At 36.2% G+C, this 15,453-nt stretch carries 10 protein-coding genes and 1 rRNA gene; 7 read left to right on the top strand and 4 right to left on the bottom strand.

All coding sequences use genetic code 11. From position 1 onward, the window contains the following. Window positions 1–3,456 (bottom strand): DUF5752 family protein, encoded by a 3,456-nt coding sequence (locus BZG01_RS09515; RefSeq protein ID WP_101309606.1) that lies wholly within the window; start codon window positions 3,454–3,456, stop codon window positions 1–3. A gap of 319 nt (window positions 3,457–3,775) precedes the next feature. Between BZG01_RS09515 and gdhA the strand changes: the two genes are divergently transcribed. The 7 genes from gdhA to BZG01_RS09480 all read left to right on the top strand — a co-directional run bounded on the left by gdhA (window position 3,776) and on the right by BZG01_RS09480 (window position 11,706). Further along, complete coding sequence (gdhA, locus tag BZG01_RS09510; protein WP_218973068.1) at window positions 3,776–5,131, top strand: NADP-specific glutamate dehydrogenase; 1,356 nt, start codon at window positions 3,776–3,778, stop codon at window positions 5,129–5,131. A gap of 142 nt (window positions 5,132–5,273) precedes the next feature. Next, entirely contained in the window at window positions 5,274–6,164 is an 891-nt protein-coding gene (locus BZG01_RS09505) for a CPBP family intramembrane glutamic endopeptidase (RefSeq protein WP_101309604.1), read from the top strand. A 6-nt stretch (window positions 6,165–6,170) separates the two neighbouring features. Further along, window positions 6,171–6,971 (top strand): class D beta-lactamase, encoded by an 801-nt coding sequence (gene blaOXA / locus BZG01_RS09500; RefSeq protein WP_101309603.1) that lies wholly within the window; start codon window positions 6,171–6,173, stop codon window positions 6,969–6,971. A 26-nt stretch (window positions 6,972–6,997) separates the two neighbouring features. Next, on the top strand, window positions 6,998–7,471 hold the full coding sequence (locus BZG01_RS09495; RefSeq protein WP_101309602.1) for a DUF2059 domain-containing protein: 474 nt from the start codon (window positions 6,998–7,000) through the stop codon (window positions 7,469–7,471). Window positions 7,472–7,573: 102 nt separating this feature from the next. Further along, complete coding sequence (gene gatE, locus BZG01_RS09490; RefSeq protein WP_101309601.1) at window positions 7,574–9,547, top strand: Glu-tRNA(Gln) amidotransferase subunit GatE; 1,974 nt, start codon at window positions 7,574–7,576, stop codon at window positions 9,545–9,547. Next, window positions 9,547–10,929 carry a Glu-tRNA(Gln) amidotransferase subunit GatD gene (gene gatD, locus BZG01_RS09485; protein WP_101309600.1) on the top strand — a complete coding sequence of 461 codons (1,383 nt, stop codon included), beginning with the start codon at window positions 9,547–9,549 and terminating at the stop codon, window positions 10,927–10,929. The genes gatE and gatD overlap by 1 nt, the downstream gene beginning before the upstream one ends. 117 nt (window positions 10,930–11,046) lie before the next feature. After that, window positions 11,047–11,706, top strand: a complete 660-nt coding sequence (locus BZG01_RS09480; protein ID WP_101309599.1) for an NUDIX hydrolase — start codon at window positions 11,047–11,049, stop codon at window positions 11,704–11,706. Here BZG01_RS09480 and BZG01_RS09475 read toward each other — a convergent pair. The 3 genes from BZG01_RS09475 to rrf all read right to left on the bottom strand — a co-directional run. After that, window positions 11,695–13,110 (bottom strand): MltF family protein, encoded by a 1,416-nt coding sequence (locus tag BZG01_RS09475; protein ID WP_101309598.1) that lies wholly within the window; start codon window positions 13,108–13,110, stop codon window positions 11,695–11,697. The two genes, BZG01_RS09480 and BZG01_RS09475, sit on opposite strands and share 12 nt — an antisense overlap. A gap of 91 nt (window positions 13,111–13,201) precedes the next feature. Beyond that, entirely contained in the window at window positions 13,202–15,184 is a 1,983-nt protein-coding gene (locus BZG01_RS09470) for a putative porin (protein WP_101309597.1), read from the bottom strand. 183 nt (window positions 15,185–15,367) lie between these two features. After that, window positions 15,368–15,453, bottom strand: a 5S ribosomal RNA gene (rrf, locus tag BZG01_RS09465); the annotation flags it as partial.

Raw genomic sequence — 15,453 nt, 5'->3', positions numbered from 1 at the left:
TCATTCCCAACTCACAACAGCCAGTCGTTTTTTACCATCCAATTTAATACTTAATGGTTTTTTAAACTGAACGTGACGAACGGCGCCATACTCCCCAATTAATTTCTGCTTTTTTAGTAACTGATATTCGATAAAGGATGTTTCTGAATGGTGGTGAATGGAGCTGTAGCCAATATTCATTGATGTTACATTGTGAAAAAAGTGAGATCCGGATGATGCTTCCAAAGGATAATCCTCAAAGCTTGTCTCCACAATTAATTTCGAGAAGGAGATGTCGTTCCATTTTACAGGAATTCCAATCCATCGGTCGCGGGTGCCCCAACGCCCCGGACCAATCAATACAAAACGTTTATTTTTTTCTCTCATTTCAAGATTAATTTTTGAGATGGTATCCGCAATCTCAAGAGTCAAATCTTTTTTGAATAATTCGGGCACAACATAAACAACATCAACAATATCATCTACCAATCCGTTTCCCATACTCATTTCAGAAATCATCAAAAGCTTGCTTCTGTCAATTTCATTCAAATCAATATGGTAATCATCTATATTACCAACCAAAGGTTTTATCTGCAGAAGATAAAACGAAGCCTTCCCTTCTTTATCTTTCGTTAAATCGACGGCAAACTCTATCTCAATCGGTGAACCCATCGCTTCTTTTATGATATCCAAAACAAGTTCAATTGTTTTTGCCAGTGGAATATAATTGTATTTTAAAATATTGGCGAAATTGATGATTCTTGGTCCCATAACATCCAAACCAGGACTAATTGTATCACTCATGGAATTATAAACAGAAGCACAATGCACTAAATTACCATGTTCTTCTGCTTCATCAATATCCAAACGAATTAATCCTGCCGTATCACCCTCCATAAGATCCAAATCTTTTTTGTTGAGGTCAACAGCATAAAATTCTACCTGCGAATTTTTAAATTGATCTTTCGCACTGTTATTCTCAATAGTTGGGAAAACAGGAGAAAAGCGAAATGCCTTTTCGCCATCTACAACATATTTACCCAAACCAACACCTATCACGGCGTATCCTTCTTCGGGTTTCATGTGCCCAAAAGGATAATAATTGTACGATTGAGCTACGCCCGAAATGTGAGGATAAAAAGCTGATCCGTACTGGTTTCCTACTACTTCCTGAATAACCACAGCCATTTTTTCTTCCTCTATTTTATAATTCATGGCAGAAACATTCAATCTTGCATCGTTGGAAAAAATGGATGCATAAACTAATTTTACAGCGTCGGTTACCTGCTTAACCCGAATATCTAAATCGGGATGATTATTGGGCACAAGGTAGGTTTGAAAAACCCCTGCTACCGGCTGAAGTAATGAGTCTTCAAACAATCCGGAAGATCGGATCGCCAGTGGCTTCTCAAAATTCATTAGCATGATTCTTATTTTTTGAACGAGACGATGCGTTAATTCTGCATCCCTAAACAGCCACTGAATTTGCTCAAAATCATCCAAATCCTTAATTCGGTCTAAAAGGTTATTTCGATCTAAGAATGATTCGTATTCATCAACACCAATTACTGCAGTCATAGGCGCCTTTATATTTATTCCTGGAACAAAACGGCTCAAATTCAGATTAAAAAGCATGGAGTTGATGAAAGCCAATCCCCGCCCTTTTCCACCTAACGAACCAGTAGACAAAGTGACTATATTATTGGCATTAAGAGCAAAATCGGCATTGAACTCTACAACCTTTCCCTTATTTTTTTCGTTCCGGTAATTCTGAATTACATTAATTAAATAATCCCGGACATCTTCAGCCGATTTAAAATCTGTAATATGATAGGGTGCAATCATTTTAGCAACCCGAATCTCTCCACGAGCCATCAGCCATAAAGAAAAATGATTCTTTTTGGCATGATAAACCAAAGATTCGCCCGGAATATGGTACAAATAATCCTCAAACTCTTTTAATGATTTTGCCGTAGCAATTTCATTGCCCATGGCATCTTTATACACAAAATCGCCAAAGCCCAGAAACTGACGAATAAACAAACGAATATCCCCTCTAAGTGTTTCAGAGTTTTTATCGATAAAACTAGCCTTCAGCTTAAAAGCATGGCTGGCATTGGAAACATCAGACGATTGCAATATAACCGGTAGATTTGGGTATTCTTCTTTAATTTCTTTTACCAAACGAATTCCGGCATCATCTAAGAATATTCCATCTTTTTTAAACTTCACATCCGAAATTAAGCACAACAAATACTCCCTAAACCGATAATAAATATCCATTGCCTCTTCGTAATTCGAGGCCAGTAATATTTTAGGTCGCGCCCGTAAACGAAGAATCTTATACTGAGCATCGGTACTTACGTCATTGATTATTCGCTGGGTTTGCGCCAAAACACTCTGATAAAGCATTGGCATGTATCTGGAATAATATTTCGCCGAATCTTCAACCAGTAAAATTACCCGGGCCAATCCAATCTTGGTATCATTTTCAACATTCACCTTATCTTCCAAACTCTTAATCATTGCAAAGAAAACCTGCGATTCGCCATTCCACACAAATATTTTATCTACACTTTTCAGCTCTGTCCGTTGTTCTTCGAACAAAGCGATATCGGCATCATTATTCAGCAATAAAAAAATAGATATATAGGGAAATTCCTTTTTAATTCGTTCACTTAAAACGATTGGCGTTTTTTTATCTACTCCAACCATTAATATAATCATATCAAAATGTCTGGAGTGCAATTGCTCCATGGCTTCTTCCAAATTTGAAACTCCTGTAACCCGGGGCATTGATGTTAGATTCAGCTGATGATATTCACTGGAGATTTGCTCTGAAAAACGTCCTTCGCGTTCAATACAATAAGCATCGTATAAATTCGCAACCAACAATATTTCCTTTACCTTAAAGGGCATTAAATCATGATAAATATCCCGGTCGGCGTTGTTTTTATTTAAGAAATCCTGTAATAATTTACGATTCGTAACCGGAACATAGGGGCCTATTATTTCCTTCTTTTTAGGGTCAACTTTCCTTTTTTGGCTGAGCAGTTCTTTTCCCGTTTCACTATTGATATAACCAACAATAATATTCCCAATATTTTCAATCAAATGCCTTTCTTCTTTCAAAAAAGGCCCTTCATCTTGTTGCGGAAATTTTTTCACATAACAAACCTCAATTCGTCCGCTTCGATTATTGATTGTTAAAAATTCCTGTGTTAGTGTCCATTGCGAGAGACGAAATCCGGGGCTGAGGTATTCTTGTCCGTCAAATACAATACGGGCAACCGTGAACTCCGGATATTGCCATGCTTTAGGAAGAATAAAGCAGATTTGCTGTAAAGTATCCTCAATGGATTTTCCTTCCTTAATAATACCTGTTGTTTGATTAATTGCGGAAAGTTCTTTTAAACGCTCAATATTTTCAGCTATAATCTTATTGATTCCCTGCTCTTTACCTGGATTTGATTCCATACATTTTCGGTTTACTTACGTAGATGCATTAAAAATTGTAAAAAGATCGTGGTGATTTGACTACTGTTTGTAGGCTCTTTTAAATTTAAACAATTTAAGTGAAACCTAAGCCCTTGACCTTGAGGGATTTCTTTTTTACCTTTAAATATGATCGCTGGTATTCCGTTTTGAAATCAAAAACAAACCGGAATAATGCCGATTAGTATTTGACCATCAATATCACTCAGATAAGGATAATTTGAAATACTAACCGGTAGTATTTACGATCACGTTCATTCACACCCAGTATAATTCATGTCTAACTTAAACATTAATTACCATGACAACTATGTTAAAGGCTCCTTCCAGCAAGGAATTTATGGACAAATTAAAAAGTAGAACACCAGGAGAAATTGAATTTCATCAGGCTGTTCACGAAGTGGTGGAGTCATTACTTCCTTTTTTAGAGGAAAACCCAAAGTACAAAACAGCTAAAATCCTGGAGAGGATTTCAGAGCCTGAAAGAATCTTAATTTTCCGGGTTCCCTGGGTTGATGACAAGGGGGAAATTCAAGTGAACCGCGGATACCGTATTGAAATGAACAGTGCAATTGGCCCGTACAAAGGTGGATTGCGTTTTCACCCAACGGTAAACCTTGGTATTCTAAAATTTCTTGCATTCGAACAAGTTTTCAAAAACAGCTTAACCACACTCCCAATGGGAGGCGGAAAAGGGGGCTCAGACTTTGATCCAAAACAAAAATCGGATAATGAAGTAATGCGGTTCTGCCAAAGCTTTATGACTGAACTATGTAAGCACATTGGGCCAAACACAGATGTTCCTGCCGGAGATATAGGAGTTGGAGGCCGGGAAATTGGTTATCTATTTGGTCAATATAAACGAATACGTAACGAATTTACAGGCGTTTTAACCGGTAAAGGTGCAGAATGGGGAGGAAGTGTAATCCGTCCCGAAGCAACCGGCTATGGCAATGTATATTTTGCCGAAGAAATGCTGAAAACTAAAAATGACAGTCTGAAAGGCAAGATCGTAACAGTTTCCGGTTCGGGAAATGTTGCTCAGTTTACTGTCGAAAAAGTGAATGAATTAGGAGGTAAAGTGGTTACCTTATCCGATTCTTCAGGTTTTATTCATGATCCGGATGGAATTGATGGAGAAAAACTCACTTACGTGATGAGACTTAAAAACATTAAACGAGGCAGAATTGAAGAATATGCCAAGAAATACAATGTTGCCTACTATCCAGACGCAAGACCTTGGGGAGTGAAGTGTGATGTTGCTTTGCCAAGTGCCACACAAAATGAAATAAATGCTGAAGAAGCGAAAATCTTAATTGATAATGGCTGCATTTGCATTTCGGAAGGTGCTAATATGCCTTCTACTCCCGAAGCTGTGGATATTTATATTAAAAATGAAATTCTGTATGGTCCCGGCAAAGCGGCCAATGCCGGTGGTGTTGCTGTTTCTGGCTTGGAAATGTCTCAAAACGCGATGCGTTTAAGCTGGACCCGCGAGGAAGTTGACAATCAGCTTAAAAGGATTATGAAGGATATTCATACCACATGTGTTAAGTTTGGAAAATCTTCAAATGGATTTGTAAACTACGTGAATGGTGCAAATATTGGCGGTTTTGTAAAAGTTGCCAATGCCATGATTGCACAGGGTATCGTATAAATGAGTAATCAATAAATAAAGGGTTGTTCTTATTCGGACAACCCTTTTTTATGTCACAATAAACTAAGCGTAACTTATTTTTCCCTTTTATAACATCAGGATTTTGTTAATTTTATCCTTCCTAACCAAAACACATTTTTTAATGAATTCTATCACAAAAGAACCGGCAATTAAAAAAGGATGGCTTCGAGCAGTACTAATCATTATACCTTTCTTTATAGTCAGCGTAATTTTTCAAGCTTTGGGAGCCTTTATCTGGGCTACTATTTCAAATGATAATATTTTAGAGGTCTTCAAAAATATATCTCAAATTCCAACCCTTGGATTTTTAATTATACAAGCATTTTCAACTTTTGGCACTTTATTGATCATTTGGATTTTTACGAGATTTATTGATCGAAAGAAAATGATTGATTTGGGTTTTTCCTTTCAAAAACGAACAAAAGATATTCTTTACGGATTGTTGGCAGGTTTTATCATGATGGGAGCAGGCAGTTTAATTTTATATTTTTCCGGAAACTTAACGTTTGATTCCATTACTTTTAATTTGATCGGATTAGCTCAGTCTGTAGTACTGTTTACTTTAGTTTCAATAAACGAGGAAGTATTTGTAAGAGGATATCTGCTTCGAAATTTTATGGTTTCTATGAGCAGATATGCTGCTTTAATTTTATCATCTCTAGTATTTATGGCTCTTCATTTAATGAATCCAAATCTGTCTCTTGTAGGACTGACCAACATTTTCCTTGCCGGATTACTTCTGGGAATTGGCTATATCTTCACTAAAAATCTGTGGTTTCCATTGGCTCTTCATTTTAGCTGGAATTTTTTCCAGGGACCAATTTTCGGTTTCGAAGTTAGCGGAACAAAATCGGAAACATTAATCTCCCAAACCATTAATGGCAATGAGATGCTTACCGGAGGACAATTTGGTTTTGAAGGATCAATTCTTGCAACCGTTCTTTGTTCTCTTGGAATTGTATTATTTTGGATGGTATACAAAAAACAGGATGTTTTATCAACTACAAACTAGTTTATCATGAAAACCTTACTTTCATTTTTTTTATTGTTTATCCTTTTTGCTTGTTCACCACAATCAAATTCAATTTTAAACAATTACTCTTCTTCCGATTTAGAAGGTATTTTCAAATCAGAAAAAATCAATGGCTGTTTTACCATTTATGATTTAAAAAATGATGCCGGATTAAGTTTTAATGAGAAACGATTAGATTCAGCATTTTTGCCGGCTTCCACATTCAAAATAATTAATTCGATGATTGCTTTGGAAACCGGAGTGATTCAGGATGAAAAAGAAATCATTAAGTGGGATAGTATCGATCGTGGATATAACGAATGGAATAGGGATCAAAATCTGGAAAGCGGATTAAAATATTCTGCTGTTTGGGCTTATCAGGAGCTGGCAAGAAGAATTGGCCAAGAAAGAATGAAACATTGGGTAGAGGCATCAGATTACGGCAACAAAAATATAAACGGAGGAATCGATGTTTTCTGGTTGAGCGGAGACATTAGAATCAGCCCAAACCAACAAATTGATTTTTTGCAAAAATTATATTTTAACCAACTTCCATTTTCGCAAAAAAATCAAGAAATTGTGAAAAAAATAATGATTATTGAACAGACTCCTGATTATACAATCAGAGCAAAAACAGGATGGGTTGCTCGAATAAACAAGCAAATTGGATGGTATGTTGGCTATCTTGAGAAAGGAGAGAATGTATATTTTTTCGCAATTAATATCGATATTAAAAATTCTGATGATGCTACTAAAAGGCAAATCATAGTTTCCAAAATACTTGATCATCTTCAATTAACTAAATAAAAAAACTCTCAGCAAATTAAAAAACCATGAAAAATATAGTATTGTTTTTATTTCTTACCCTTTCGACATCTACATTCGCTTCTTCAGGGCAAGAAACCAACACGTACGAAAAAGATTTAAAATATCTGTTTCAGATAAACGGATCACAAGCCAGCTATCAGGAATCAATTAAAGCGATGATTATTCAACTACGAAGTCAGGAATCAAATATTCCAACTGAATATTGGGACAAAGCTGAAGTTGAATTCGTGAATACTTCAGTTAATGATTTAATCAAAATGCTTCTTCCAATCTACAGGCAGAATCTTTCTCACGAGGATGTATTAGCCATGATTGATTTTTACGAATCGGTTGCCGGAAAAAGAATCGCCCAAAAATTACCTAAAATCACCACTGAAAGTATGCAGGCCGGAATGTCGTGGGGACAAGCAATTGGAGCAAAAATAAAAGCAGATATTGAGAGTAAAGGCTATAAAATCAGATTGCCGTTTACACCCTAATTTCAAAATCAAAATTCATTAAAACAGGGGGCAAACCTGAATTAAATCATTTCTTAACCAACAGATTATTAGTATTTTTTGGGGTTACTAAAAACTAACCCAATGAATACTATATTCACACCCAACAAAAACTATCTCCAAACCAAAGAACAAATTGGCTATGTCCCCCGCCAACAAGCCACCGAGGACGATTATCGTCGAATTGGTTTCATGTCCGGACTGGAAGTTCATCAGCAACTTGACACAAAAGAAAAATTGTTTTGTCACTGTCCCTGTGGTGTCTTTCACAAAAACGGAGCTTACGATGCTGAAATAATACGACATATGCGCCCTGCAATGAGCGAACTTGGCGGATATGACGGCACGGCGCTAATGGAGTTTAAAACCCGAAAAAACATTATATATCGTATCAACAACGAAACAGCCTGTACTTACGAAATTGATGATACTCCTCCCTTTAGAATTAATCAGGAAGCTCTTGGAATTGCACTTCGAATCTCACTTTTGTGCAAATTAAATATTGTTGGTGAAGTACATATTACCCGAAAACAATATTTGGATGGAAGTATACCAACAGGCTTTCAGCGAACCGCAATTTTAGGTGTAAACGGACAAATTCAAATAAGCAATAAAAAGGTGAATTTGATACAATTAAGCATCGAAGAAGACTCTTGCCGTGAGATCTCAGACATAGGACATGAGCGGTATTATAAAACAGACCGTCTTGGAACACCACTCATCGAAACAGTAACTGCCCCCGAACTAAACACTCCCAATGAATTGCGCGAAGCTGCAGAATACATCCGTTTTTTAAACAGAAGCACCGGATTGGTTCGCACAGGAATGGGAGCAGGCCGCGAAGACGTAAATGTTAGCTGCAAAGGCGGATCGAGAGTTGAAATTAAAGGAGTTGCTCACAACAAATGGATTCCGGAACTTTCACACAATGAGGCTTTCAGGCAATGGGCTTTGCTAAATATCAAAAAACTATTAATCGAACGAATTCAAAAAGAAGATTGGTGCATTTTCACACAAGAACTAGATTATCACGACTATAATTTCACATATGCCCCCTTAATTGAATGCAAAGAAAAAGAACATCAGATTATTGCTGTTAACCTTCCGGAATTTAAGGGATTACTATCGCATTTCACCCAGCCAGGTCAAAACTTTGCCAATGAAATTGCCCAGCGTTTAAAAGTAATTGCCTGTATCGAACATCCCAATTTAGTACATTCAGAGCAAGAGGAAGAATTGCTGTCAAAAGAAGATTTTGGTAAAATACTTGCCAAATTAGGATCAAATTCAAATGATGCACAATTAGTTATTTGGGGAGCGAAAGAAGATATCCCTACAGCAATCGAAACAATAAAAGAACGTTGTAAAATGGTTTTTGATGGTGTCCCAAACGAAACACGCAAATCGTTGCCCGATGGAACAACAATTTTTGAGAGAGTTCTGCCTGGTGCCGATCGAATGTATCCGGATACAGACTCTGCTCCAATTCCTTTATCTGATGAATACATCAATAATCTTGGTAAAGATTTACCAAATGATATTTGTGAGCGAATTAATCAAATGAATGAATGGGGAGTACCTAAGGATTCTCATCATTTTATTCTCAGTAAAGATCTGTATCCAATTATTAAAGAAATAGCTGACAGATTTCAATTCGATCCTAAAAGTACCGCAATATTTTTTGGGCACACTTATAAAAACATCATTGGAAAATACAGCATCCATCCCGAATTCAATTACCGAAAATTAGTCGGACTATTCAAGTTCATTCACGATCAGGAATTACATCCAAACATTGCACGATACCTGTTCCCTATTCTCTACCAAAACCCAAGTATGGATTTTGCCTCCATGTTAATCAGCTTAAAATTTAAAAAAAGAAGTCTGGCCGAGTTGATCGCTCCAATTGATTTTCTGGAAGAAAAGTTTAAGGACTTACATCCATCAGAGAACAGTGAAAATGCCAGTCACTGGATCATGGGGCAATTGCACCGTCAGGCAATTGGGAATATAGAATTAAGGGAATTAAGAATAAACATCGACAAACGACTTAACTAATGGAAGATATTTTTCAAGGATACAAAGGAATGGCTCTTGAGACCCTAAAAAAATACAGTGTTCGGGTATGGGGCAAAACACATATTGTTACCACCCGAGGCGAATTCGACGGAACGATTTTACCCAGAGCAGAAAACGATGATGACCAACACATTGTGCTTAAAATAATAACAGGTTACAACATTGGAATAAATGTTACAACCATAAAAGAAATGAAGGAAACCGGTTACAAAAAAGCCAATTATAAAGTTCCCGAAAAAGAATTTCCTTATACAAACGGACAACCAGCTGTAAAGCTGTTTGGAACCGGAGGAACAATAGCATCCCGCTTAGATTATAGAACAGGAGCTGTAATTCCGGCCTTCTCGCCTGGAGAACTTTATGGATCTGTTCCTGAACTCGCCGATATATGCAACCTATCTACCGAAAAAGTTTTTGCTGTGTTCAGTGAAAATATGGGGCCAAAACAATACATTTCCCTAGCCATTGCAATTGGAAAAGAAATTGAAAACGGGATTGATGGAATTATTATCGCTCATGGAACAGATACATTGCATCATACCGCTGCCGCCTTAACCTATATGGTTCAGGATTCACCCGTTCCAATTGTTTTAGTAGGCTCTCAGCGATCATCAGACCGACCGTCATCAGATGCAGCTTTAAATTTAATGCACTCAGCAGTGGCTGCCGGTCATGGTGATATTGCAGAAGTAATGGTCTGTATGTTTGGCCCAACTTCAGATGAATATGGATTTCTGCACCGGGGAACCAGAGTGAGAAAAATGCATTCGAGTTATCGATCTACTTTCCGAACTCTTGGCGATACACCTTTAGCTACGGTTACCAGAAAAGGAGTTAAAGCAATTAAAAAACAATACAATCACCGACGAAAAGATCGAAACGTAAAAATCCTTCCTTACTTCGAAGAAAAAGTTACAATACTGTACTACTATCCTAATATGCAACCCGATATTATCGATGCATTAGTTGACTGTGGCTATAAGGGAATAATTATCGCTGGTACTGGCCTTGGTCATGTCAACAAACCGGTTTACCCTGCCTTAAAAAGAGCAGTTGAAAAAGGGGTTCATATATTCATGACCGTTCAAACTCTTTGGGGTTACACTCACATGTTTGTTTACGATACAGGACGAGACTTACTCTCAATGGGAATTGTTCCGCTTGATAATATGTTACCCGAAGCTGCCTATATTAAATTGGGATGGACACTAGGCCAAACCACCAAACGACAAGAGGTAATTGACATTATGCAAAACCCTATAAACGATGAAACAACAAAAAGAGAACCTTATAATGGATATCTTCTCTATCAGGGAGGAGTTCCTGAAGTAGAACAATTTGTTAAAAACTTTAGAAAATAACTTAAACCCCGATTTTTTTCGGGGTTACTTTTTGCAGATCTAAAAAAGATTAATAATTTTTTCTTATTAGAGGGAAACATTATTGTTATCTTTAAGTACTATTAGAAAAAAGCCTTTATGAGTACTTTAGAAACGATATTTGATCTTGAACAATTTACCAGTTTAGTAAATAATGAACTAAATAATGGATTACCTGGTTTCGAGGCTCAAAATCTAATGTCCCCGTCGATTCGGGATCACGCCCTTAAAACAAGTGATCCTAGTATTGCCAGGGATAGCAGTGTTTTATTATTATTTTATCCTCACAATGGTCAATTGTATATTCCTTTCATGAAAAGAACAACAGGAAACAACAGCCATAGCGGCCAAATTAGTTTGCCCGGAGGAAAATATGAAGAAAGTGATGCAAACAGAACAATAACTGCAATTCGCGAAACAAATGAAGAGCTTGGTGTCGACTGCAAAAAAATAAAAATATTAGGCTTCTTAACAGAACTTTACATTCCGGTCAGTAATTTTATGGTTTTACCCGTATTAGGATATTGCGAAAAAAAACCCGAATTTAAATTGAATGAATTCGAAGTTGAGGAAATAATCGAAATGCCCGTTTCTCTATTATTAGGAAAAAACAACATCAGCAATTTCACAATTAACAAAAACGGATTCGAAATTCACGCTCCTTATTTTCAAGCAAAAGAGCACAAAATTTGGGGAGCCACTGCAATGATTCTATCCGAATTAAGAGAAATGTTTCTTCGAGCCGGCCTAATTCAGTAATACAATGTTTTGGTAATTACTATAGCGTTCCAAAATTTTATTCACATACTGATAAGGCTCCGAACCACGGCAATAACCATATTTTACTACAGGATCATTAAAAAACTCCGGTTTCGATTTATTCAATAAATAATAGTCGACGCTTTCTTTCCATTGATCAGGATTCTTACCATTCTTTTCAGCCAAACGTCTGGCATCCAGCACATGTCCTAATCCAACATTATAAGATGCAAGTAAAAATTTCAACTCATCCGTCTTGTCAGACAGAGTCTCATCCAATTTCCCTTTTAGATATTTCAAATGCCTGACTCCGGCATCAACATTCTCAATAGGAGAAGAAAGTGAATCAACATCATATCGATAAGCAGTTTCGGGCATTAATTGCATTAAACCAAAAGCTCCAACCCATGATTGCGCCTTAGGATTAAAATTAGATTCCTGAGATATCAACGCTGACAGCAATCTCCAATCCCAATCTATTATTTTCGCTTTTTCCTTAAGAAGATCATCAAAATCCGAAATCTTACCACTTTTTACAGTAAAATACTCACTTTGCATCATCTCTTCAATTCGGCTGCTCTTAAAATATCGCTGGTATATTCGTTTGTATTCTTTCGTTTTTTGAAAATCCATTAACCACATATTAACATCATGAGTTAAATGATTCGCGCCTTTGCGCAAGGCCCATGCCAGATTCTGAGGTAAACTCACACTTGTCTTAAACTCAATACCCGGATAATACGAAGAATTAACCATCGCTACATTTTCATCTGCAATAGTATAATCGATCTCACCACTGGCAACCATCGATATCAGCCCCTCCTCCTCCAACATATCAACAACTACTATATCAATAGGCATTTCCATTTCATTAGAGAGTCTTACCAAATGCTCTTGAAATGATGATCCTGCCTGTACATGAATTCGCTTACCTCCTAAATCAGCCTTGTTCCTAATGAAACCAGTAGAATCATTAACAGGACTCCGCTGAATTAATACCTGTGGCGACTGACTGTGGGGAATCGTAAAATTGAATTTCTCCATGCGATCAGTTGTCACTGCCAAGTTCATCCCTAATAAATCCACATCACCTCGTTCCAAAGAAGCAAAAGCAGATACCAAATCATTGTTTACAGTCAGCTCCAGTTTAACACCTAAGTGTTTAGCCAAAGCTTCCAGCATTTCATATTGAAACCCCATTGTATGCCCCTTGTATACAAAGTAATTAGTGGAGTTGTAATCCGTAACCACACGCAACTTCCCACGAAGCTTTACATGTTTTAACTCCACAACTGGTTTCTCTTCAATCTGCAACCCAACCATCTTACGGTTTTGATTACAAGTCTGAAGAAAGACCATGAAAATCACGGGGATAAATAATTTTAAATATTTGATTCCAGACATAACTTTTTCCTTTCCTAATTAAAAATTAGAAAAAATCAGATTTCCAACCTAGAAATATTTGATTCCAGTTCTTGGTTTTTATAATAAATCCTTAATTGTAAAAAGTCCAGATTAGTCCATATTTTAACATGGCTGGATTGAGAGGGTAGTGTGGAGCAACAAAATAATTTTTACTGCCAATCGACGCGTTCATGTGCTCATACATAACAAATATTCGAGTACGTCTAATTCTAAAATTAAAGTATACATCAACCTTAGGATAATCACCAATTTCTTTCTGATTCTGCAAAAAGAACTGTCCTGTTGATGGCATATAGTTAGGGGCATAAAATGCAGTATTGTAATGCACTGCAAATCCAACTTGAAGCCCAAGTGCGCCTTTAAAAAATGTATTTTTATAATAATTATTACTATAGATTGAAAAAGTTGGTAATGGTAAAATTTTATCCTCAGATCCTTTTTGACCAACTAACTTTTGGTTTAGATAAAAGTTTCCCAACTTGAATCTTTTTTCTAAATATCCGGTCAATACCGTAATTCCTTTGCTTGTTTGTTCTGGAATAGTATCCAGTCCAAAATAAGTATAATTATCAATTTGGTTAATTTGCCCACCTATTTTTAAATTCCTTTTCTCATTAAAATATTCAATTCCAAGCTCTAATTCTGTAATCTTATCCAAATTCAAATTCCACTGCTGGTTATTTCCATAGTACTTAGAAAGAAGAAAATCAGGTGTTTTAGAATTTAATTTAGCAAGAACAGATACCCCGTGATGAATTGAATCTTTTTTTCCAATCCATTTTGTTAATTCATATTTTAGCTCAAAATCATTTTGCTTATATCCTTCGAATACATACCTTCCGGTTGCATTCCAGTTTAAAGATGAACCTGCTGAACTAAACAAACTGGCAAGAAGTTGATTGTTATGAATTTTCGTGTCCGCTTGATGAAAGGAAATTTCCTTTACCGCTAATCTGGTGTTGTATTTTCCAAGATCGCTTATAATTCCAAACCTAGCTCCCAAACGAATCCACTTGTTTTTATTTTCATTAAATACAAGCTGAAACGTATTTCTAATGTTTGAATATTCAACTTTATCAAATGTCGCCTTAGTATCATAATAATAATGTGAATAAAAAGAATTGTCGATTATTGTTTCCTTATATCTCCAACTATCTGATTCATACTTAAAATTATAAATAAAATTTATAGGATAAGAATAAGTTGTATCCTTCTCCTGAATAACTTCTCTTTCTTCACCAATGCCGTAGGAATGATTCATGAAAAAATTAAAATTGGTCAATTTACTTTTAGCATCATAAAGCCGTACTTTCAAATTTTCTGGATCCTCACTTTTATCAGTTAAGTCAGTATCTTCAGACAATCCACCGTTCTCCTCGTTATTCAGACTATTTTGATTCAAAACAAAATCCAACCCGTACCTTTCTTTTTTATAAGAAGAGAAAAAGCTAAAATCATACAACTTTGTTTTCTGATTTTGATACTGCCCATCACTCGAAATTAAGTTATAACTAACACCCACATTCAAGTTAGGATTAATATTCTGTGTTTGCAACACTCTCAATAAATTCTCCGCTCGTCCCTTAGGGCCACCTGTTTCGTAATAAACACTTGTAAAAGGTGTGGTTGTATTAAAGAATACGATATCTTCCGGTTTAAGCATATAGTTTCTATAAGGCAAAAACGGTAGGAACTGTTCATTGACATTACGATCTCTATAAATATTTGATAAATATGGAGAACCTAAATTGCCTAAATAAGTATTGGAAATACTCTTTTTAAATATTGGGTTGTAATTATGTTGAAAGCCCAAAATTGTATCCAATTCAACTGACTCATTTCTCGAAGCAAAATCAGTAAGTTTCCAACTCTTTATAACAGATTTTACATTATTGTAGCCTAAACTGTCAAGTTCATTACCTTCCTTTCCCAATTTATCTCTATTTCCCAATTTACCTCTTTGAAGATTATCAGGACCACCAGCATATACCTGAGCATAAGAATTCAGACAAAGACAAACTAAAATTGTTACTAATAGGAAGAATTGTTTCATAGCCAACAAAGATAAACAAACTGTTATTAAGTTGAATGGATTGATTCAAAATATAGGTTAAAAAACCTTAGAGAGAGTTAAAGAGGAGAATATATTTAGGATCTGTATTGAAATTCTGCTTCTAAAAATTTACACATATAACAAAAAAGAGTCTCATTCCTCATTGGAACAAGACTCTTTAAAAGTTGGCGTCGACCTACTCTCCCACCAAAAAGGCAGTACCATCGGCGCTATCGGGCTTAACTTCTCTGTTCGGAATGGGAAGAGGT

It is taken from the genome of Labilibaculum manganireducens, from assembly GCF_002843385.1.
In the GTDB taxonomy this organism is placed as follows: Bacteria; Bacteroidota; Bacteroidia; order Bacteroidales; family Marinifilaceae; genus Labilibaculum; species Labilibaculum manganireducens.
Note: the sequence above shows the minus strand (reverse complement) of the source record. Positions and strands in the feature narration are given on the sequence as shown.